Raw genomic sequence first — 21,622 nt, forward strand, 5'->3', positions numbered from 1 at the left:
CGCAAACGGATGTGCTTTCGGGAACTTGTAAAAAAAACCCATTCTGCCTAGTTTAGGCGCCCTTCGCTCTGTGCTCTCAGGCCTTCCCCCATGGTTTTAAGTCCCCGCCCTGTGGTTACCACGCGTTTTACCCTCGACCTGCTCACCTTAGGCTTGCTGTTGGGCGCAGGCATGAACAGCAGTCTGGCCGCCGACCTGGAGTTGCCAACCCTGAAAATCCAGGGACAGGACATTGCCGGCTACCAGAACGACAGCGCCTCGGTGGGAGGATTCAATGAAGCGCCGTTGCTGGATACACCGGCCTCGATCACAGTGATCAACGAGGCGCTGATCAAGGATCAACAGGCCCGCCTGCTCAGCGAAGTGCTGCGCAACGACGCCTCGGTGGGCGAAAGCTATGCGCCGATCGGGTATTACGAAAACTTCGTGGTGCGCGGGTTCTCCCTGAATGCCGCGAGCAGTTACAAGATCAACGGGCGTACCCTCACCGGCGAGCAGAACGTTGCCCTGGAAAACAAACAGCGGGTGGAGTTGCTCAAGGGCCTGGCAGGCCTGCAGAGTGGCATTTCCGAACCCAGCGGCGTGATCAATTACGTGACCAAGCGCCCGGAAGACGTGCGTTCGGTGACGGTGTCCAGCGATGACCGCGGCAGCGCCTATATCGCCACCGATGTCGGCGGCTGGTTCGGCAGCGAACAGCAATTCGGCCTGCGCGCCAACGTCGCCCATGAAGACCTCAATGCGTATGTCGAGCACGCCAATGGCCAGCGCGATTTCCTGTCCCTGGCCTTCGACTGGAACATCAGCCCCGACGCGGTGCTGCGACTGGATGCCGAGTATCAGAACAAGGCACAGCGTTCGGTGCCGGGGTACCAGTTACTCGGCGGCACCGAGGTGCCCCACGACGCATCCCCGAAAAAGCTGCTCGGTCACCAGACGGGATCGAAACAAGTGGATATCGACTCGCTGAACCTCAACGGTACGTTTGACTACCGTTTCAGTGATCAATGGAAAGGCAGCGTCAGCGCAGCCCGCAGCCAGGTGGTGATTGATGACTACAGTTCATTTGCCTGGGGTTGCTACGGTTCCTCCGGTTGCACATCGAAAGTGCCGAACTACTTCAGCCCGGAAGGCGACTACGACATCTACGACTACCGCAGCCCCGATGACACCCGGCGCACCGATGAAATCCAGGCCGCGATGACCGGGTTGTTCAGCACGGCCGGCCTGCGCCACGAACTGACGTTTGGCGGCAGCGCGTTTCGCCGGGTGGTCGACAAGCGCGACCCCGTCAACGAGTGGATCGGCAGCGGCAATATCGATCAGGACCCGGCCAGTTTCCCGCCAACCGACAAACCGTTGAACGAGCGTCACCGTCGTCTCGACAGCCGCCAATACGGACTCTTCGTCACCGACCGCATCAGCTTCAACGAGCAGTGGCAAACCGTGGTCGGCGGCCGCGAAGTGCGCCTTGATGAACACGCTTTCGACGGGACTGGCAGCCAGTCACGCCACACCCAGCGGTACATGTTCTTGCCCAATGCCGCGTTGATCTACAAGCCGCTGGCAAACCTCTCGCTGTACACCCGCTATAGCAAAGGCCTGTCCCTGGGTGGCGAAGCACCATGGTTTGCGCGCAATGCCCAGGAAATTCTCGCCCCCACGGTCTCCCGCCAGATCGAAGCCGGGGTGAAATACGAGTGGCGCCGTATCAGCTTTGCCGCGGCAGTATTCCAGACGCGCCAGGCTTACCAGTACGCCAAGCCGGACAGCGCCGGTGACTTCACCTACGTGCAGCAGGGTGAGCAGAAAAACACCGGCCTGGAGTTGTCCGCCAACGGCTGGGCCACTTCCCGCTTGCAGGTAGCGGCCAGCGTCGCGGCGATTCGTGCGCGGGTCAGCGGCAGCGGCACCGCCGAATACGAAGGCCACCAGACAATCAACGTGCCCAAACTGCGGGCCAGCCTTTACGCCGATTACGCCCTGCCCTGGGTCGAGGGCCTCGCGTTGCTGGGCGGCGTGCAATACAGCGCCAGCAAAAACGCCAATCGCAGCGGACACGTCGAGGTGGCGGATTACGCCGTGGTCAACGTCGGCAGCCGCTACAGCACGCGGATTGACGGCTATGAAACAGTCTTTCGCCTGAGCGTCGACAACCTGTTCGACAAGCGCTACTGGCGCGATGTCGGCGAGTACATGGGCGATGACTACCTGTTCCAGGGTGCGCCGTTGACAGCGCGCTTGAGTGCTTCAGTCAACTTCTGAGAGGCGCCGCGGGGCGAACGTAACCGAGCCAAAGCGCCGCCAGCGCGCAGACCAACAGGGTCCATTCCAGGGACTGGACCCAGGCGACCAGCATCAACCCGGCGCCGATCGCCAGGTAGTACATCAGCCCGAACAGCGCTCCCGCCGTGCCCAGTCGGTCGCGATAGGCCAGCAGCGCCGAGCCCAGCACATTGGGAATCGCCATGCCGAAGGCCGACACCACCAGCAACATCGGCAGCACAAACCATCCGCTGTCGCGCAGCAGCATCACCAGGCAGCCGCCCAGCAGCGCCACCGCCGCCGCCGTCAGCACCAATGTCTCACTGCCGATACCGCGCTTGAGCAAGCATTTGTTGAACCAGGCGCCCAACCCTGAACCCAATGCCAGTCCTGCGCCGCTGTAGCCGAACTGTTCGGCGGACAGCCCCAGGCGCTGGAAAATAAACGGCCCCAGGCTGTAGTAACTGAACAGCGCGATATTGAACGCCGCCACCAGGCCGACCGCGCGCCACAGCGCCAGATCCTTGAGCATCAAGCCCAGCGTGCCAAACAGCGGCGCAGCGCACGCCGCCGCCGGACGCGTTTCCGGCAAGGCCCGCCAGCACCAGGCCCAAAGCGTCAACGACAGCAGCAGCAGGCAACCGAGCATGCCTCGATAACCGAAGTGCTGCACCAGGCTCGCGCCGGTAAACAGAGCCATCGCGGGACTGGCGGCCAGGGCAATGCCTATCACGGAAAACACCTGCGCCAGCTGCGCGCCGCTGAAACAATCGCGCACTACGGTTTGCGTCACCACCGACCCCACCGCCGCGCCAAACGCGGCCAAAGCCTGGGCGATAAGCAGTCCGTTGAAGGTCTGAACGCTCAGGGCCAGGCAGGTGGCGACGGCGTAAAGCATGAGCCCGGTCAGCATCACCGGACGCCGTCCCCAGCGGTCACTCACCCGGCCCCAGACAACCACCCCCAGGGCAAAGGCCAGAAAGTACACCGACAGGGTTTGTGCCGCCGCTTGCGGCCTCACGGCAAAAGCCTCGCTGATATCCGAGAGCGCCGGGCTGTAGAGGGTTTGCGCGATTTGCGCAAACATCAGTAGCGCCACCGCCAGGACTAAGAGGTTCTTCCGGTTCATCAAAAAGCCCTTCCCAATAAGACCGGATAGGTATCTCCACACCTTTCACAAACTGACGAATTTCCCTGTGGCGAGCGGGCTTGCCCCGCGTTGGGCTGCGAAGCAGCCCCAAAACCAGCAGCTACGGAGTAGCTGATACACCGCATTCGGCTTACTGGGGCTGCTTCGCAGCCCAACGCGGGGCAAGCCCGCTCGCCACAAGGAAATTCGTCAGTTTGTGAACGTTGTGTAGATACCGATGCAATAAGACAGGGAGGGGATTTTAAACAGCAGCCACTGGCGTATTATCCAGACTTCGACATTTTATCCATGAAATCGGACAACCCTTATGGCCTGGCTTGCGGCTGATGCGCGTTTTGACCCGGATATTTTCGACGCACCGGTCATTGGCATCGCTGCCTTGCTTGGCGCCCATGACTCCGGGTTGCACCAGCACCGACGCGGCCAATTGCTGTTTACCCAACAGGGGTGCACGCGTATCACCCTGGCCCATCAAGTGTGCCTGTTGCCACCCACGCGCGCGGCGTGGATCCCTGGCGGCATCCGCCATCGGGCAGTCATGCAGCACGCCGTGGAGTATCGTTCGGTGTATGTCAGCCCGGCATTGGCCGAGCATTGGCCGAGCCAGGTGCGGGTGATCGAGGTCAGTGCGTTGTTACGCGCGGTACTCGAGCCGATGGCGCTGGCCGCCTTCGAGACCGATTGGGAACAAGGCCACTACGCGCATTTGCTGGCGTTGTGCCTGAACGAAGTTCGCCAGGCCGTCGAACAGCCGCTGCTGCTGCCGTTGCCACACGACAAGCGCCTGGCGCCGTTGCTGCAAAACCTTGAGCATTTGCCTCCGCCGTTGCAGGAGCTGCAACAGCAGGTGGGTGCCAGCAGCAAAACCATCGGACGCATTTTCCTGCGTGAAACCGGCATGGGTTATCAACAATGGCGCCAGCAGTGGCGCCTGATGCGTGCCATCGAGTTGCTCGCCACCGGGCGCAACATCGGCTACTGCGCTTTCGAGTTGGGCTTTGCCAGCGACAGCGCACTGATCGCCTTCTTCAAAAGCATGACCGGCACCACGCCACGGGGTTATTTCAAATAGGCCAAGTGCGCCCTACTCGGGCATCTTGCGAAAGCCCACCGCCAGACGGTTCCAGCTGTTGATGGTGGCAATCGCCAGACTCAGGTCGACCTGTTCGGACGGGCTGAATTGCTCACTGAGCAAGGCGTAATCTTCATCGCACGCGTGAGTCTGGCTGATCAACGTCAGGCTTTCCGCCCAGGCCAGCGCGGCGCGTTCACGCGGGGTGAAAAACGGCGTCTCACGCCACGCCGAGAGGGTGTACAGACGACGCTCGGTTTCACCGCCTTTGAGCGCGTCGGCGCTGTGCATATCCAGGCAGAACGCACAGCCATTGATCTGCGATACCCGCAGGCGCACCAGCTCCAGCAGCGGTAGCTCGATGGAGAGTTTGCCGACGGCCGCTTCCAGGCCAAGCATGGCTTTCATCGCGTTGGGGGAAGCGTTGTAGAAATCAATACGGGCTTGCATGGTGTTGCTCCAGGACAGGGGGATTGGTGACCAGCTTAGTCACCCCGCTGCCCTGGACAAATAGCCAATTACGGCGAAGAACAGGTAGCCAATGCAACGCGCTTCATCTGCGCCTGCGCAGCCACTGCATAAAGCTCTTCCTCACCGGTACTGCCGGTGCGTCCTGGATCAGGTTTTGCGCGGCGTGCAGGCGGAAATCCAGGAGATTCTTCATCGCTTCGGCAATGTCGTGCCGCGCATCCAGGCACGGCTTGAGGTATTCCCGCTCGATGCGATAAAGGGTGCAGTAGGTCTTGGCGACAAAGTCTGCCGGCACGCCCTGTTCCTGAAGGATCCCGGCTTCGCCGATCACCTCCCCAGGTCCCATGCGCCCGGCTTCGACGGTGTGCCCGGGCGTGGTCAGCAGTACCGAAACAACCCCGGATTCGATGATGAACAGGTGATCGCTGACTTCGCCGGCGCGCAGGATCATGTCGCCGCCACGGAAAGTGTGCAGGGTCATGTTCTGGCTGAAGGTGTCCTTCTCTTCCTGGCGCAAGGTAGAAAATAGCGTCGAACTGTCCAACAGCGCGCGTGCCGGCGACGTGGTCGTCGACACAGCACTTTCGGCACTCGACAGCAGGTTCACGCCCGCGGCTTGCAAGTGCCGGTAAGCCAGGTCATAAAGCTGATTGCGCGCCTCGCGCTTGAGGCTCATCGCCGGCACGAAACCACTGATTTCATATTCCACGCCGGCGCTGGCGGACGTCTTGAAGGCGACACTCGGCGCCGGCTTGGCCAGCAGTGATCGACAGCCCTGCATCGCGCGTTCCAGGGCTTCCACCACCGTTTGCGGCCGTGCATGGGGGCTGACTTGCAAGCTCACGGCCAAGCCGAACATGTCGGCCGGGCGCGAGAAGTTGATGATCTTGGCCTTGGCCGCCAGCGAGTTGGGAATCACCGCCATGCTGCCTTGGGAGGTTTGCAGGCGCGTGGCCCGCCAGTCGATATCCGTAACCCGGCCCTCGATACCGTCGATGGCGATCCAGTCATCCAGTTGATAAGGCTTGGTGGTGTTGAGCACAATCCCGGAAAACACGTCGCTCAAGGTGCTTTGCAAGGCCAGGCCGACAATGATCGCCATCGCACCGGACGTCGCCAACACGCCCTTGACCGGCAGCTCCAGGACGTAAGCCATGGCAGCGATGATGGCGATCAGGAAGATCACCGCGCCCAACAGGTCTTGCAGCAGCCGCCCGGTATGGCCGACCCGCTGCATCATCAGCGCGCCCAGCAGCACCGTGAGGGTGCGCGCGGCAAACAACCACCAGCCGATCTGCAGCGCCGTCGCCGCCAGGTGCAACGGCACGTCCTCGGGCCAGGGCGCGGCCTGCATCGGGCTCATGCCGTCACTGAACAGAGCAACGCTGAATAACGCGAAAATCAACAGCCGCGCCGCCAATTTCCAGTTGCTGTATTCAGCGGATATCAGGCGCCAGACGGCAATATCCAGCAGGATCAACGCCAACGCGCAGACCATCGGGTGATCGGAGATAAATGAGGGCATCCAGGCGACTCCAGGGCGATGCGTGCGAAGATCGCACGAAACGCCGCTGGAAGGTATAGCGTCTCACGCTTGCGGTTGCATCTGCCCGAACCGGCCAGATTGGAAGTCGGCGAACGCCTGGTGAATTTCCTGCTCGGTATTCATCACGAACGGGCCGTGGCCGACGATCGGTTCGTCGATCGGCTCGCCGCTGAGCAGCAACAATGTAGCGTCGCCATTCGACTCCAGGCTGATCTGCTCGCCAGCGCGGTCAAACACCACCAACTGCCCTTCACGCGCCAGCTCGATGCCATTGACCTGCACGGTGCCTTTCAATACCACCAGCACAGTGTTACGACCGGCCTGCAGATCCAGGGTCACCGCCTTGTCGCCATTGAGCCGTAGATCCCACACATCAATCGGCGTAAACGTGCGCGCCGGGCCCGTGTGGCCAGCGAACTCACCGGCAATCAGGCGCAGGCTGCCGGCCCCCTCAGCCAACGGCAATGACGGAATGTCGCCGTCCAGGACGGTCTGGTAACCCGGTTCAGCCATTTTGTCCTTGGCCGGCAGGTTGACCCACAACTGAACCATTTCCATGGGGCCGCCGCTACGCGCGAAGGCTTCGGAATGAAACTCCTCATGCAGGATGCCCTTGGCGGCAGTCATCCACTGCACGTCGCCGGGGCCAATCTTGCCGCCTGCGCCGGTTGAGTCCCGGTGCTCGACTTCACCCGCGTAGACAATGGTCACGGTTTCAAAACCGCGATGCGGGTGTTGCCCCACGCCGCGTCGTTGCTCGGTGGGCGTGAAAGCGTAGGGCCCGGCATGGTCGAGCAACAGGAACGGGCTGATGTACTCGCCCAAAGTGTCGTAGGAAAACAGCGTACGAACCGGAAAGCCGTCGCCGACCCAATGGCCGCGTGGGCTGGTGTAGATGCCGATGATGTTTTTCATGATGTACCTCCAAAGTGGATACACCTTAAATCCAATACCAATACGGCGCTAGATAGCGATAGCAACCCTAATCGTTCCATGAGTAGGACAATCCCTGCGACACTCCCGACTCCCTCCAGCGCGCCGTGCGCCATCAGCAGGATCTTCGCCCGGCCGGTCGCCCCTTACTGGTGGGAAAAACCACGCGCCAGCAAGATTGCCACCGCCAACAACAATAGCGCCGTGACCCTTTGCAGCAACACACGCTTGCGCGGCGATTCGAGTACAGGCTTGATCCGCTGGCCGAAGTAGCCATACAGACAGCCACTGGCGAACTGCACTATCAGGAAGGTCAGGCCGAGGATGGCGTTGTCGGCTGCGGCGCTGTCCTGGTCCACGCCGGCAAATTGCGGGAACACCGCGCTGAACAGGATGATGGCCTTGGGGTTGGACAACCCGGTCAGCAGGCCTTTACCGAACAGGCTGCGGGAACTTTCCCGCCCTTGGACAGTGGCGCTGAGGTTGACCGCGCTGCCGGTCCATTGTTTGTAGGCGAGGTAAAGGATGTAGGCCACGCCGACCAGTTGGATGGCCTGGGTAATCAGCGGGTAGCCCTTGATCAGTTCGGAAAAGCCCACGGCAAAAATCATGATCGAGATCAGGTACGACACACTGGCGCCGAACTGCGCCGGCAGGGAATGACGCAGGCCATCTTTCAAGCCGAGGCTGAGCAGCAGCAACGTCATGGGGCCGGGGCTGAACGCCAGGGTGGTGCACAGCAACAGGAAATACAGGAAGGATGAAAACGTCAGGGCGCTGGCCATGCTAGGAAGATTCGCTGCAGGAAGGAATGCAGTGAAGTCTAGGGCGCAGAACCTGCGACAGGCAGGTAAACTCTGCGCTTATTCACGCAGACTTTACCGGTAAAGATACCGGTAAACTTCAGGACATCACGATGCTCATTCCTCGGATCCACTTTCATGACCACGGGCCCAAGGTCCAGCAGATTGTCGATGCATTCACCCGCGCCATCGAGCATGGCGAACTGGCCGCGGGCAGCAAACTGCCGTCGGTACGTGAGCTGGGGGCACAATTGGGGGTCGGCAAATTCACCATCAACGAAGCCCTCGATCGCCTGCGCGGCCAGCATCTGCTGACGTCCCATCAGGGCCGCGGCCATTTCGTCGCCCATCGCCAAGCGCAACCGTCATCCAGTACCTGGGTGGATCTACTGCCCCAGGATTTGCTCAGTGTGCTGCGGCGGCCGCTGGTCAGCGGCCAGGGCGACCTGCGTCCCGGCGGCGGCCATCTGCCGGAAGACTGGCTCGACTCCGACGCCCTGCGCCAGGCCATGCGCAGCGTGGTGCGCGCGCCATCCCTGCGGATTGCCGGCATGGGCACGCCGGCAGGCTTGCTGTCGTTGCGCCAGGCGTTGCAACACAAACTCCAGGGCGACGGCCTGACGGCGCCGGTGGAACAAATCATCACCACTCCCAACACCCTGCAAGGCCTGGACATGTTGATGCGCCTGCTGGCCCGTCCCGGTGACACGGTCCTGCTGGATGCGCCGTGCTACTTCAACTTCCACGCCAACCTGGCGCTGCACGGGGTCAAAGTGGTGACCCTGCAACGCCGGCCGGATGGCTTCGACTTCAGCGCGCTGGAACACCTGCTGGCGGAACAACGGCCCTGTCTGTACCTGACCACCAGCGTGTTGCATAACCCCACCGGCCACTCCTTCAGCGCGGCCCAGGCCTTCCGTTTGTTACAACTGACCCGTCAGTATCACTGCCATATTATCGAGGACGATCTCTACGGCGACTTGCACCCCAACCCACCGCCGCGCCTGGCAGCACTCGCGGGGCTGGAACAGGTGACCTATTTGTCGGGGTTCTCAAAAACCCTCAGCGCCAATGCCCGCGTCAGTTATGTGGTGGCCGCGCCCCAACTGGCCGCCAACCTGACCAATATGAAGCTGATGAGCGGCGGCGTGACCTCAGAACTGTTTGAGCAGATTGTCTATCGGCTGCTCAGCGAAGGGAGCTATGCCCGGCACCGTAAGCGCATGGTCCAACGGCTGCTGGAAGCCGGCGGACGGGTTGAACAGTGGTTGCGTCGGTGCGGGTGTGAGCTGCCCATGGGTCATGAGGGCGGGATGTTTATCTGGGCGCGCTTGCCGGCTGGCGTCAATGGCGAGCGGCTGGCCCAGATCGGCCTCAAGCGCGGCCTGTTGCTCGCACCGGGGGCGTTGTTTGGGTACGACGCCGGCATGCGGGATTTCATGCGGTTCAACGTGGCACACAGCGACGACCCGCAGGTGTGGGAGGCGGTTGAGGGGATGCTGGAGCACGCCCGTTAGCAGTAAGAAAAATCTGAGAGTAAATATCCGCCTTCCCACACTCTGCGTGGTGCTATCCCTGCATTGGCGCCGGGCCGCCCTTGGTAAAAAGCCTGTCCCTAACGAGCGACTACCCGGACATGCAGATGACATCTTTAAGAGCAATCACCCTAGGTGGCCTCAGTTGGTTAGCCCTGCTGCCAAGTCCGCCCGGGCATGCCACCGAGCCCGGTATCGAATGGCTGGTGGACTGCCCGAAGCTGCCCGGTCGCGGCCTGGACCAGGAAGTGATTGCCCGCACCCAATGCGGCATCGTCACGGTGCCGCTGGACCATCAAGGCAGCGCACCCGGTCGGGTGCGCCTGAGCATCACCCGAGTCGGCGCGCGTCTGCCGCTAGCGCGCAAGGGTGTAGTGTTTACTCAATCCGGGACACCGCACACGAACGCCCATGGGATATTTGCCGTGCACTTGGCGACGGTCTGGAAGTACGCCAACACCGAAGCATATCGTTCGCTGACGAACCTGTATGACGTGATTGAACTGAGCCCCCGCAAGCAGCCTGCAACCGCACAGTCAGCCTGGGATATGGAATTCGTGCGCCTGCAATTGGGCGAGGAAAAGATCAATTATCTGGGCACCGCCCAGGGCACCGGGCCCGGTCTCGGTTACGGCGCGCTGTTTTCCCATCGCGTGGGACGCATGGTGCTGATCGAACCGGCGCTCGACGAATTGTCCGACGACCTCGTACACATGGCCTTTGCGCAACTGCCCGCGGAGCGCCGCCTTGTCCTCAAGGGCCCGTATTTGCGGGGGGCGTCGTCCAAAACGGCCGGCCAGTGCACGAACCGCTGGGCCGGCGACTATCTGGCCAACGGCACGCAACCACCGCGCGCCTCCGAGTGCCTCGTCAAAGACCAATAACCCCCATCGTCAGTCATCCGCTCTACAATGTCGGCCCTATTCACCCTCGGGGCCGACATGGACATCGAACTGGCACGCACTTTCCTGGAAATCACCCGCTGCGGCAGCCTGGCCGCTGCGGCCGAAAAGCTCCACGTCACTCAGACCGCCATCACCGCGCGGGTGCAAAAGCTCGAAAGCCAGCTCGACAGCACGCTGTTCGTGCGCAACCGTGCCGGGGCGCGATTGACCGCCGATGGCGAGGCGTTCGTGGTGTACGCCAATCAACTGGTGCAAACCTGGGAAGCCGCACGCCGTGACCTGCCCTTGCCCGAAGGGTATCGCAACGTGTTGTATATCGGCGGCGAAGTCAGCCTGTGCAACCCACTGATGCTCGGTTGGGCCAAGGCGCTGCGTGAACACATCCCCAGCCATGCCCTGCGTACCGAAGTGGGCGAAGGTGAATACCTGTTGCGCCAGTTGGAACTGGGGGTGCTGGACGCTGCGCTGGTGTTCCAGCCGCAGTACTGGCCGGGGTTGCAGGTGGAGCAAGTGCTGGAAGAAAAACTGATCCAGGTACGGTTGGCGACCCGGCCCGATCCTTATGTGTATATCGACTGGGGCCCGGGCTTTCGCCAGCAACACGACGCCGCCCTGCCGGATAAGGCACGGGCAGCGGTGAGCTTCAATCTCGGGCCGTTGGCGCTGCAGTACATCCTGGAGAACGGCGGCGCCGGGTATTTCCGCACGCGGGTGGTGCAGAGCTACCTCGACAGCGGGGTGATGGAGCGAGTGCCCAAGGCGCCGGAGTTCAGCTTTCCGACTTATCTGGTGTATTCCCGTGAGCGCGATTCGACGGTGTTGCAACAGGCGTTGGAGCTACTGCGCGGCGTGGTCAAGGCCGAAAGCGACTGGTCGCAGCGCTGGGATCCGGTGCTTTGAACCGGTGTGCATGGTAGCCTCCTCGTGTTTTCTCCTGGTCCCCTTTGCCGATGAACAAGAAAAAATCCGTCACCATCAGCGACATCGCCAAACGGGTCGGCATGACCACCATCACGGTCTCGCGGGCGCTGAGCAAACCTGACCTGGTCAAGCCCGCCACACTGGCGCGGATCCTTGAAGTGGCGCGGGAGCTGGACTATGTGCCGAATGCCTTTGCCCGTGGGCTCAAGCGCAGTGAAAGCCTGATCATCGGGGTGATTACCGCCTCGGTGGACAACCCGTTCTACAGCGAGATGATCAAGGCGATTTCCCGGGAAGCGAAAAAGCACGGCTACACCATCATGCTGGTGGACACCGACGAGCTGGAGGAGCTGGAAAGCAAGGCCGTCGACACGCTGCTGGGTTATCGGGTAGCGGGGATTATCCTGTCGCCGGTCTCCGACGAACCCGACTACCAGCCCGACTACCTGGAGCGCCTGGGCAACGGCAAGACCCCGGTGGTGCTGCTCGACCGCACGCTCCACGACAGCCCGTTCAGCCGCGTGGTGCTGGACAACTATCACAGCGGCATCCAGGCGGCGCACTACCTCTTGCGCCAGAACCCCGCGCTCAAGCGCTTGCTGGTGCTGACCGGACCGGCGCATTCACGCATCACCGTGGAACGTCTCAAAGGCCTGCGTGAAGTGCTGGCCGAGCATCCCCAGGTGCAGGTTCAAGTGTGTGCCGGCGACTACACCCTGGCACCGTCCTATCTGCACACCCTCGACTACCTGGCCGAACACAGCGCGCCGGACGCGATCATGGGGTTTAACCAGTTGATCACCCTTGGTGCCTTGCGCGCCTTGCGCATGCACAACATTCCCCACGACAGCCTGACCATTTGCGGGATCGACCGCCTGCCCTTCGCCGACATCTTCGGCGTGCCCATCGCGTGCGTCGCCCACGATGCCTCGCTGGCTGGCAGCAGCGCTGTCGGCCTGCTGCTGGACCACCTGGAAAACCCGTATAAGCCGAGGGACAAGGTGGTAATCCCGGGCAAGCTGGAGAACGGCTAGCGGCTGGTGTAGCCACCGTCGACGGGAAGGCTGACGCCACTGATCATGCTTGCCGCCTGGCTCAGCAGAAACAACACCGGCAATGCCACTTCGCTGGTCTGCGCGAAACGCCCCAGCGGAATCGCCGCCAACGCCGGGTCGCGCTTGGCTGGATCGGACCAGGCCTGTTGCGCCATGGGCGTCAGGGTCACGGTGGGATTGACGCTGTTGACGCGAATCCCGAAGCGTCCCCATTCAGCACATTGCACACGGGTGATCGCATCCAGGGCGGCTTTGGACGCGCAATATCCCAAGTGATCGTCGAGCGCCACGAGCGACGCCTGGCTGGAAACATTGACGATGCTGCCGGCAATCTTCGCCTCGATCATCTTCGCCGCTACGCGGCTGGCGACCTGGGCGGCGGCGCGGGCATTGAGGTTCATCACCTGGTCGAAGGCTTCGCTGCTGATCGCGGCGGCCGGTTCCAGGCGCGAAATACCCGCGCAATTGACCAGGCCATGCATCGGTGGCAGCGCCTTGAGGGCGAGGTCCAGCGCAACACTGTCAGCGATGTCCAGGCACAGGGTTTTGCAGCCCAGTTCAGACAGCGCGTTGGCGTCACGGCCGACAGCGAATACTTCGGCGCCGCTGGCGATCAGTTGTTGGGCAATCTCGCGACCAATACCGCTGGTGGCGCCGGTGACGAGGATGCGCTGGTGGGTGAAGTCGAAGGTTGGGCTGTTCATGTTTTTCCGGGTCCTGGGGCATCAGTCGTGGATGTATCGGGTTGAAGGGTCGGCCCTCACGCCTGCAAGCCATGCATCAGCGGTTTCAACGCCGGATACAGCTGCAAATAGCTGGCAAAGGCGCGGTCATACGCCTGCACATTTTCCGCCTTGGGCTCAGCCCGCAACGCCAACCGCACCCAGCCTTTCTCCATCTGCGCGTGATCCACCAACCCCACCGTATGCGCCGCCAACAAGGCCGCTCCGAGCGCCGCTTCCACCTCCTGGACAAGGGTGTACACCGGGTAATGGGTGACATCGGCAATGATCTGCATCCACAGATCCGAATGGCTCGCCCCGCCCACCACAATCAGCCGTGGGTCAAGGGAATGCGCGCCCTGCGTGCCTGCCTCGATGTTGTGCCGCAGGGCAAAACTCACACCTTCCAACACCGCTCGATACAAGTGGATGCGGCTGTGATACAGGTTCAGGCCAACAAAACTGCCACTGGCGCGGTCATCCCACACCGGGCTCCGCTCGCCCATCAAATACGGCAGGAACAACAGCCCTTCACTGCCCGCCGGGATCTTCGCCGCGCTCTGCTCCAGCAGCCACAGGCTGTCCTCGCCGGTCTGCCGGGCTTGTTGCTCCTCGGCCTGGCAGAACTGTTCGCGAAACCAACTGACCGAGGCGCCGGCGGTAATCGCGCCGCCGAAGATGTACAGGTCCTGATGACCGTTGTAGACATGGGGCATGCTCACCAGACCATGCCGCGCATCCACCTGCTGGTTGAGATAGCCCCAGCACATGCTGGTGCCGATCATCGCCACATGGTTGCCCGGCTGCGTGACCCCGGCCGCCAGGGTCGCCATGGCCGCATCGACGCCACCGGCGAGGACCGGCATTCCAGCCGCCAAGCCCAGGCGCTGCGCCCATTCCGGCAGCAGACCGCCGACCACTTCGCCCGAATACAGCAGACGCTCGGGCATCATCGTCAACGGGATCTGCAGCGCTTCCAGCATCTCGCTCGACCAACCACGCGCAGCCACGTCATAGACCCCGCCGATATTGCCGGCGCTGCTGTGATCCACTGCAAGCTCGCCGGTCAGGCAATAATTGAGGTAGCTGTTGGGCGGTAGCAGATAGCGCGTGTTGGCCCAGATGTCGGGCCGGTGCTGCTTGAGCCAGAGCATTTTGGTGAACCCGTAATAACTGTCCACCGAGTTGCCGGTGACCTGAAACAGACGCTCCAGGTCCAGCTGTTCACGCACCCACTCGACCTGCTCGCCCGCGCGCCGGTCCATCCAGATCAGGCATGGGTGCAGCGGTGTGATCGCGGCGTCGACGGCAATCCCCGAACCGCCATACAGACTGCTGATGCACAGCGCCTTCACCGTGTCCCTGGCGACACCGGCCTTGGCCATGCAATGGACGACGCAGCTTTCGACCGCCTCCAGCCACACCTGCGGCCATTGCTCGGCCCAGCGCACTTTCGGCGTATCCACGCGATAGCCTTGGCTGTGCTGGGCGATGATCCGCCCTGCGCCATCCACCAGCAGCGCCTTGGTGCTTTGCGTGCCGATGTCCACGCCCATGACGTATTCCATACGGCTACTCCTGGGCGGGTTGCAGCGGTTTCAACAGCACCTTGATCGACTTCGTCGAATTGGCCAGTTCGAATGCTTCGGCCCAGTTATCCAGCGGGAAGTCATGGGTGACAATGCCTTTGGACGTGACCAGGCCGCGCTCGAACAGGTCGATGGCCACCGGGTAGCAATACGGCCCCAGGTGAGCACCGCGCACGTCGAGTTCCTTGCGGTCGCCGATGATCGACCAGTCGGCGCTGGTCTCGGCGCCAAACACACTGAACTCGACAAAGCGCCCCAGTTTGCGGATCAGCTCCAGGCCTTGCGTCACGCCGACGGGCACGCCGGTGGTCTCGATGTAGACGTCGCAGCCGTAGTTATCGGTGAGGCCATTGATGATCTCGCGGGCATTGTCGCGGGAAGGGTTGATCACCACGTCGGCGCCAAATTTTTTCGCCAGCTCCAGGCGCTCGTCGACCATGTCGATGACCACCAGTTTCTTCGGGGTTTTCAGCGCCGCGACCTGAACCATGCACAGACCCAACGTACCGGCGCCGGCAATCACCAGCACGTCGTCGAGCTGGATATCGCCCCGGTTGACGGTGTGGATCGCGCAGGACATTGGCTCGATCAGCGCCGAGTCCTCGAGGGACACCGACTCTGGAATCTTGTGCACGATGGCGGTCCTGGGGATGCGCATGTACTGGGCCATCCCGCCTTCGGCCACTTCGCGCTGAAAGCCGAAGATGTTGTGGACTTCGCACATCCAATACTTGCCGGACTTGCAGAAACGGCACTTGCCACAGGGCACGATCTGTTCGGCGATCACCTTGTCGCCGACCTTGACCTCGAAGTGCTCCTCGGCGCCCTCGCCCGCTTCCACCACATAACCGAAGAATTCATGCCCCGGCACCACCGGCGCCTTGACCCACGGGTTGTCGCCGCCCCAGAACATCGCCGCGCCCGAATGACATTTGCAGTCACTGGCGCAGATCCCGCACGCGGCAATGCGGATCACCAGTTCATTGGGCCGGGCCTGGGGTTTGCCGATGCGCTCCAGGCGATAGTCTTTCGGACCGTGGCAGACGACGGCTTGCATGTGTGTAGGCTTTTGCATGGTGTGCTGACCTTTTTTGAGCATGAGAGAACCCGGCACGACCCGTATGGTCGCGTGGAAATAACCGATTTACTTGTGGCGCTGACGGCTGATAAAGATCGCCAGCAAAATAATCCCGCCCTTGATCACACTCTGGACGTAGGGCGAGACCCCGAGCATGTTCAAACCGTTGTTCAACACTCCCAGCAGCATCGCGCCGAGCAAGGTGCCGACAATTACCCCGCGCCCACCGGCAATCGAGGCTCCACCCAGGACCACGGCGGCAATTGCATCCAGCTCGAAACCGATCCCGGCGTTGGGCTGACCGCTCATCAGTCGCGAGGTCAGCACCAGGCCGGCAATCGCCGCGGTCAAGCCACTGATGCCATACACCAGCAACTTGAAGCGCGCCGCCCGCACGCCGGACAAACGCACCGCTTCTTCGTTACCGCCAATGGCATAGATGTAGCGGCCGATACGGGTGTGCTGCAGCAGCACATAGGCCACGAGGTAGGTCACCAGCATGATCAGGATCGGCACCTGGAGGCCGAACAGGCTTTCGCGACCAAAGAAGCCGAACCACTCGGGCAACCCGGAGATCGGATAACCGTCGGTGTACATCAGGCCGAAGCCACGGGCGATGCCCATGGTCGCCAGGGTGACGATAATCGGCGGCATATGCAGGTAGGCAACGAAAAAACCATTGCCAATACCAAAAGCCACGCCAATCAGCATCCCCGCGCCAATGGCCAGGCCCGGCGGCAGCCCGGCGACCATCAAGCCGGCGGTCAAGGTGCCGGACAGCGCCATCACCGGGCCGACGGACAGATCGATGCCGCCTGTCAGGATCACGCAGGTCATGCCCACCGCAATGATCGCGTTGATCGAGACTTGGCGGGCAATGTTCGACAGGTTGCTGGCGGTGAGGAAATTGTCACTGGCAAAGATCATCACCAGGGTGACGACCAGCAAGCCGACAAATGGATAGAACGCCGGCGAGCGAACCAGTCGCGCCAGGCTCAGGCGCAGTCGATGGGTGTCGACGGCATTAATGGACGGATTCACTGGAGCCCCCTGTTGCATGGCGCATGACCTCTTGTGGGTTGACGTCGGACGCTTCCAGTACCTTGACAATGGCGCCCTTGTGGAACACCGCGACGCGGTCGCACATGCCGATGATTTCCGGCAGTTCCGAAGAAATCATGATGATCGCGTAGCCTTGCTCAGTGAGCTTGCGCATCAGCCCATAGATCTGTGCCTTGGCGCCGACGTCGATGCCTCGAGTGGGCTCGTCGAACACCAGCACATCGCAGTGGTGGTTGATCCAGCGCGCGATCACCACTTTTTGCTGATTGCCGCCGCTGAGGTTGAACACCCGGCTTTCGCCGCTGGGCGCCTTGATCGACAGCTGGCGCATCAGCGCTTCGACACTGGCGCACTCCTTGCCCTTGTCGATCAGCCCGCTGGCGCCCTGGTACTTGTGCAGGTTATTCAGCGAGATGTTTTCGCGAATGCTGAAATCGGTGATCAAGCCTTCGCTCTTGCGACTTTCCGGCAACAAACCGATGCCATGGGCCAAGGCCTGTGCCGGATCATCGAGGCTGACTTTTTCACCCCGCAGCCACACGTCCTTGGTCACCGACGGCAGCGCGCCCATCATGCCCAGCGCCAGCTCGGTGCGCCCGGAACCCACCAGCCCGGCAAAACCGAGGATCTCGCCCCTGTGCAGTTGGAACTGGTTATGCGGGCCGTTGCGTTGCAGCTGGATGTCCTTGACCTCCAGCAGCAGCGGTCCGCGCTCCTGGCTTGGCTTGGGCGGGAAGCTGCATTCCAGGCGCCGGCCCACCATCATTTCCACCAAACGCTCGATATCGCTGTCGGCCACATCGGTGACGCCCACGTTGCTGCCATCACGCAGCACGCTGATGCGATCGCAGACCTGGAAAATTTCCTCCAGGTGGTGCGAGATAAAAATCACCGCCACGCCCTGACGCTTGAGTTCGCGCATGATCTCGAACAGCAACTCGGCCTCGTTGGGTGTCAGGGTCGCGGTCGGCTCGTCGAGCACCAGCAAGCGCGCATCCAGGGCCAGGGCCTTGGCGATCTCGACAAACTGCTGCTCGGCCACACTCAGGTGCTTGATCGGACATTGCAGGTCGAGGGTGACGCCGAGACGCTGGAACAACGCGGCCGATGCCTCATGCATGTCGCGTTTGCGCAACAGGCCAAAGCGGTTGTGCAGTTCATGGCCGAGGAAGATATTTTCCACCGCCGTGAGGTAGGGAATCAGGCTGAATTCCTGGAACACAATGCCGATGCCCGCGGCAATCGCATCCCGATACGTCGCGAACTGTTGCGCCTGGCCATCGATAAGGATCCGCCCTTCGTCCTGATGCTCGACACCGCCGAGAATCTTCATCAGGGTCGATTTACCCGCGCCATTTTCCCCGAGCAACGCATGAATTTCGCCGCGCTCCACTTGCAGGTTGATGGACTTGAGGGCTTGTACCCCGGGGTAGCGCTTACAGATATTTTCCAGTTGCAGAAGACTGCTCATACCGCCGACCTCTCGTTCATAAGCGTGCCTTGTGCCCCGCGAATCACGCGGGGCGTGGACGGTTTACCAACTGAAGTCCTTGGCCTTGGCCTGATCGATCAGGGCAATATCCACTGGAATACTGGCCGGCACCTGCGCGCCCCATTTCTTGGCCAGGGCAATGCCCAGCGCCAGGCGGATCTGATCGCGAGGGTACTGCGCCGAGGTGGCGATGAATTTGCTGCCGGGCTTGAGGATTGCCTTGATCGCTTCCGGCGCACCGTCGACGCTCACCAGCTTGACGTCCATGCCGCTGGCCTCGATGGCCGACAGCGCGCCGAGGGAGCCGTTGTCGTTGACGCTGAAAATGCCTTTGAGGGTCGGTTGGGCCTGGAGCATGTTTTCGGTAACAGTCAGCGCCTGGTCACGCTCCTGCTTGCCGTTCTGGATACTGACGATCTTGATGTCGGGGTGCTTGGCCACGGCCTCTTTACAACCGCGCACGCGTTCCAGGATCGGCACCACGGCGATGCCATCGAGGATCGCGATATTGCCTTGGTTACCGATGTTCTTGGCCAGGTACTCACAGGCCTGGAAGCCTGCGTCAAAGTTCTTCGAACCCACGAAGGAATCCAGTGGGCCGTCGGCCTGGGCATCCACCGCGACCACCACGACACCGGCGTCATGGGCTGACTTGACGGCGGATTGCACGCCGACCGAATCGGTGGGGTTGATCAACAGGATATCGATGCCTTTTTGCAGCATGTCCTCGACGTCGCTGACCTGTTTGGACACATCGTGGCGGGCGTCGGTGATGATCAGTTTCGCACCGATGGTCGCGCCGGCGTCTTCCAGGGCGTTTTTCATGGTGACGAAATAAGGGTTGTTGATTTCCTGGAACGAGGCGCCGATACGGATGGGCGCGGTTTTGCTGTCGGCGCGGGCAATGCTGGCAGTGCCGATAGTGATGCTTAGAGCCAATAAACCCAGGGTTTTCGGAAGCATTTTCATGGCGGTGGTCTCTGTCTTGTTTTTGTTTTTAGAGCAAATGTTATCGTTAACATTTTATGTGAAGCTAGCAAAGAAATGTGGGGGTCGCAAGGGGGTTTGTGCTTTTTTGAGGGGTGAGTCCCTGTCCGTGGCCGCCGTGACCGCTGCCATGAATAGACGCCCCAACCCCGCGTCCACCACCTGATCGTCCCTGGCGCAATCGCCACAACCCACTAAGCTCATCCCATTCCAAAAAACCACAACGAGCCCGCCATGCCCCAGCCCACCGACACCTTTCGCGAACGCTATCGCGCCGGTATCCACCCGCGCTACAACCCCTGGCTGCATGCTGGTTTCGTGCTCGGCTACGGCCTGCTGTGCATCACGCTGTCCTGGCGCAGCACCGATCAGATCCAACCCTGGGAATGGCTGACCATTCCCGTGACACTGGTGTTCTTCAACCTGTGCATCTACCTCGTTCACCGTCACCTGGGCCATCACAAACACGGCTTCGCCAGGCTGTTCTACGCCCGCCACACGGGCGACCACCACAGCTTTTTCAGCCCCGGCCATATGACGTTCGACAGCCCCAGAGACTGGCGCGTGATCCTCTTTCCTGCGTGGTTGATCGTCCTGCACAGCCTGGCCATCACCCTCCCCGCATGGTGGTTGCTCAAGCAACTGAACCCCAACGTCGCCGGGCTCTTCGCAGGCTGCATGATCCTCGGCTACCTGCTCTATGAAATTTTTCATGCCTGCGAACATCTGCATGAAAATCATCCCCTGGCGCGCCTGCCCTGGATCAGGCAGATGCGTCACCTGCATGCACTGCATCACCGTCGCGAGCTGATGCAAGGGCGCAACTTCAATATCGTGCTGCCGCTGATGGACTACCTGTTCGGCACCCTGTATTGGGAACCCACCCAGCGCGCCAAAGACCCACAGGAATGGCCATGAGCAAGAGTATCCGACGCCTACTGCTGCTGGTCCTGATTGTGCTCGCGGCCTTTTTGCTGCTGATGCCGACCAAGGTCCAGCCGGTCAATTGGAGACCTCCCGAGGCACCGTCGATGAAAGACGGGCCCTATGCCGAAAACCAGCGTCTCAAGGACGTCCAACGCATCGGCGCGCAGCACATCGATGGGCCCGAGGCGTTGCTGGTGGATTCCCAGGGGTTCTTGATCACGGGCCTGCATGACGGCCGTGTCATCCGTACCTCGCCCGACAGCCAAACCCTGGAAGTGCTGATCAATACCGGCGGCCGTCCCTTGGGTCTGGCTCACCATCCAGACGGTCGCCTGATCATTGCCGACGCCGTCAAGGGGCTACTGGCGCTGGACACACAGCATGCACTCAGCACCTTGAGCACCAGCGCCAACGGCTTGGCCTTTGGCTTTACCGATGACGTGACGGTAGATACCGCCGGGCGCTATGCGTATTTCAGCGATGCGTCGAGCCGCTGGGGCTACGGCGAAGACGGTGAGGCGGTGATCGAACATGGGGGTGATGGCAGGTTATTGCGCTATGACTTCAGCAACGGTCAGACCGAGGTGTTGCTGGACCACCTGCAATTCGCCAATGGCGTGGCGCTGGGCCCCGATGAAGCGTATGTACTGGTCAACGAAACCGGCGCCTATCGCATCAGCCGCTATTGGCTCAAAGGCGCCAAGGCGGGTACGCATGACCTGTTTATCGACAATCTGCCTGGACTGCCAGACAACCTCAGCTTCAATGGTCGGGACCGATTCTGGATAGCACTGTATTCGCCACGCAACCCGCTGCTCGATGGTCTCGCGGGATATCCGCTGCTGCGCCAGATGGTCGTACGGGCGCTGCTGGTGGTGCCCAAGCCTATCGAACGTAAAGCCTTTGTGCTGGGACTGGATGTGCATGCTCAGGTGATCGCCAACCTGCAGGATGGCAGCGCGGATAACTACTCGCCCATCACCACGGCGCTCGAATACGGCGACTGGCTGTATCTGGGATCGCTGACAAACGACAGCATGGCGCGCTTGCCGCTGAAACAGGCGCTGGCGCGTTGACAAAAAAAGGGCAGTCCGGATGGACTGCCCCGC

The 21,622-nt window shown here is 61.5% G+C and carries 19 protein-coding genes; 8 read left to right on the top strand and 11 right to left on the bottom strand.

Annotated elements, in window-relative coordinates:
* Positions 1-90 precede the first annotated feature (90 nt).
* Positions 91-2,265 carry a TonB-dependent siderophore receptor gene (locus AC6CIA_RS11300; RefSeq protein ID WP_498311990.1) on the top strand — a complete coding sequence of 725 codons (2,175 nt, stop codon included), beginning with the start codon at positions 91-93 and terminating at the stop codon, positions 2,263-2,265.
* Here AC6CIA_RS11300 and AC6CIA_RS11305 read toward each other — a convergent pair.
* On the bottom strand, positions 2,255-3,394 hold the full coding sequence (locus AC6CIA_RS11305) for an MFS transporter (RefSeq protein ID WP_498311992.1): 1,140 nt from the start codon (positions 3,392-3,394) through the stop codon (positions 2,255-2,257). The genes AC6CIA_RS11300 and AC6CIA_RS11305 overlap by 11 nt on opposite strands.
* Positions 3,395-3,722: 328 nt before the next feature.
* Between AC6CIA_RS11305 and AC6CIA_RS11310 the strand changes: the two genes are divergently transcribed.
* Positions 3,723-4,487, top strand: coding sequence for an AraC family transcriptional regulator (locus tag AC6CIA_RS11310; protein WP_498311994.1), 765 nt, complete (start codon positions 3,723-3,725; stop codon positions 4,485-4,487).
* 12 nt (positions 4,488-4,499) lie between these two features.
* On the opposite strand, the gene AC6CIA_RS11315 is transcribed toward AC6CIA_RS11310, so the two are convergent.
* The 4 genes from AC6CIA_RS11315 to AC6CIA_RS11330 all read right to left on the bottom strand — a co-directional run bounded on the left by AC6CIA_RS11315 (position 4,500) and on the right by AC6CIA_RS11330 (position 8,222).
* Positions 4,500-4,937, bottom strand: coding sequence for a carboxymuconolactone decarboxylase family protein (locus tag AC6CIA_RS11315; RefSeq protein WP_498311996.1), 438 nt, complete (start codon positions 4,935-4,937; stop codon positions 4,500-4,502).
* A 103-nt stretch (positions 4,938-5,040) separates the two neighbouring features.
* Positions 5,041-6,483 (bottom strand): mechanosensitive ion channel domain-containing protein, encoded by a 1,443-nt coding sequence (locus AC6CIA_RS11320; protein ID WP_498311998.1) that lies wholly within the window; start codon positions 6,481-6,483, stop codon positions 5,041-5,043.
* 63 nt (positions 6,484-6,546) lie between these two features.
* The gene (locus AC6CIA_RS11325) at positions 6,547-7,419 is read right to left on the bottom strand and encodes a pirin family protein (protein WP_498312000.1); all 873 of its coding nucleotides are present in this window, start codon (positions 7,417-7,419) and stop codon (positions 6,547-6,549) included.
* Positions 7,420-7,583: 164 nt separating this feature from the next.
* Positions 7,584-8,222: a LysE family translocator gene (locus tag AC6CIA_RS11330; protein ID WP_498312002.1), complete on the bottom strand. Its 639-nt coding sequence runs from the start codon at positions 8,220-8,222 to the stop codon at positions 7,584-7,586.
* A gap of 131 nt (positions 8,223-8,353) precedes the next feature.
* On the opposite strand from AC6CIA_RS11330, the gene AC6CIA_RS11335 reads away from it, so the two are divergent.
* The 4 genes from AC6CIA_RS11335 to AC6CIA_RS11350 all read left to right on the top strand — a co-directional run bounded on the left by AC6CIA_RS11335 (position 8,354) and on the right by AC6CIA_RS11350 (position 12,635).
* Complete coding sequence (locus AC6CIA_RS11335) at positions 8,354-9,757, top strand: aminotransferase-like domain-containing protein (RefSeq protein WP_498312004.1); 1,404 nt, start codon at positions 8,354-8,356, stop codon at positions 9,755-9,757.
* A 125-nt stretch (positions 9,758-9,882) separates the two neighbouring features.
* Complete coding sequence (locus AC6CIA_RS11340; RefSeq protein WP_498312006.1) at positions 9,883-10,659, top strand: alpha/beta fold hydrolase; 777 nt, start codon at positions 9,883-9,885, stop codon at positions 10,657-10,659.
* A gap of 57 nt (positions 10,660-10,716) precedes the next feature.
* Positions 10,717-11,580 (top strand): LysR family transcriptional regulator, encoded by an 864-nt coding sequence (locus AC6CIA_RS11345; protein WP_498312220.1) that lies wholly within the window; start codon positions 10,717-10,719, stop codon positions 11,578-11,580.
* Between the two features lie 50 nt (positions 11,581-11,630).
* Positions 11,631-12,635, top strand: a complete 1,005-nt coding sequence (locus tag AC6CIA_RS11350; protein ID WP_084377673.1) for a LacI family DNA-binding transcriptional regulator — start codon at positions 11,631-11,633, stop codon at positions 12,633-12,635.
* Here AC6CIA_RS11350 and AC6CIA_RS11355 read toward each other — a convergent pair.
* The 6 genes from AC6CIA_RS11355 to AC6CIA_RS11380 all read right to left on the bottom strand — a co-directional run bounded on the left by AC6CIA_RS11355 (position 12,632) and on the right by AC6CIA_RS11380 (position 19,568).
* Positions 12,632-13,360 carry an SDR family oxidoreductase gene (locus tag AC6CIA_RS11355; protein ID WP_498312008.1) on the bottom strand — a complete coding sequence of 243 codons (729 nt, stop codon included), beginning with the start codon at positions 13,358-13,360 and terminating at the stop codon, positions 12,632-12,634. The genes AC6CIA_RS11350 and AC6CIA_RS11355 overlap by 4 nt on opposite strands.
* A 56-nt stretch (positions 13,361-13,416) precedes the next feature.
* Positions 13,417-14,946: an FGGY-family carbohydrate kinase gene (locus tag AC6CIA_RS11360; protein WP_498312010.1), complete on the bottom strand. Its 1,530-nt coding sequence runs from the start codon at positions 14,944-14,946 to the stop codon at positions 13,417-13,419.
* A gap of 4 nt (positions 14,947-14,950) precedes the next feature.
* Positions 14,951-16,042 carry an alcohol dehydrogenase catalytic domain-containing protein gene (locus tag AC6CIA_RS11365; protein WP_498312012.1) on the bottom strand — a complete coding sequence of 364 codons (1,092 nt, stop codon included), beginning with the start codon at positions 16,040-16,042 and terminating at the stop codon, positions 14,951-14,953.
* Positions 16,043-16,111: 69 nt separating this feature from the next.
* Positions 16,112-17,104 (bottom strand): ABC transporter permease, encoded by a 993-nt coding sequence (locus AC6CIA_RS11370; protein WP_339528227.1) that lies wholly within the window; start codon positions 17,102-17,104, stop codon positions 16,112-16,114.
* On the bottom strand, positions 17,070-18,578 hold the full coding sequence (locus AC6CIA_RS11375) for a sugar ABC transporter ATP-binding protein (protein ID WP_498312015.1): 1,509 nt from the start codon (positions 18,576-18,578) through the stop codon (positions 17,070-17,072). Before AC6CIA_RS11375 ends, AC6CIA_RS11370 begins: the two co-directional genes overlap by 35 nt.
* 63 nt (positions 18,579-18,641) lie before the next feature.
* A complete protein-coding gene (locus AC6CIA_RS11380) occupies positions 18,642-19,568 on the bottom strand; it encodes a substrate-binding domain-containing protein (RefSeq protein ID WP_498312017.1) in 927 nt (308 codons plus the stop codon).
* Positions 19,569-19,820: 252 nt separating this feature from the next.
* Here AC6CIA_RS11380 and AC6CIA_RS11385 point away from each other — a divergent pair, with 252 nt between their 5' ends.
* Complete coding sequence (locus AC6CIA_RS11385) at positions 19,821-20,504, top strand: sterol desaturase family protein (protein WP_498312018.1); 684 nt, start codon at positions 19,821-19,823, stop codon at positions 20,502-20,504.
* Positions 20,501-21,589 carry an SMP-30/gluconolactonase/LRE family protein gene (locus AC6CIA_RS11390; RefSeq protein ID WP_498312020.1) on the top strand — a complete coding sequence of 363 codons (1,089 nt, stop codon included), beginning with the start codon at positions 20,501-20,503 and terminating at the stop codon, positions 21,587-21,589. The genes AC6CIA_RS11385 and AC6CIA_RS11390 overlap by 4 nt, the downstream gene beginning before the upstream one ends.
* The last annotated feature ends 33 nt before the right edge of the window (positions 21,590-21,622 follow it).

The sequence above is a fragment of the Pseudomonas sp. GQ91 genome (genome assembly GCF_059758795.1).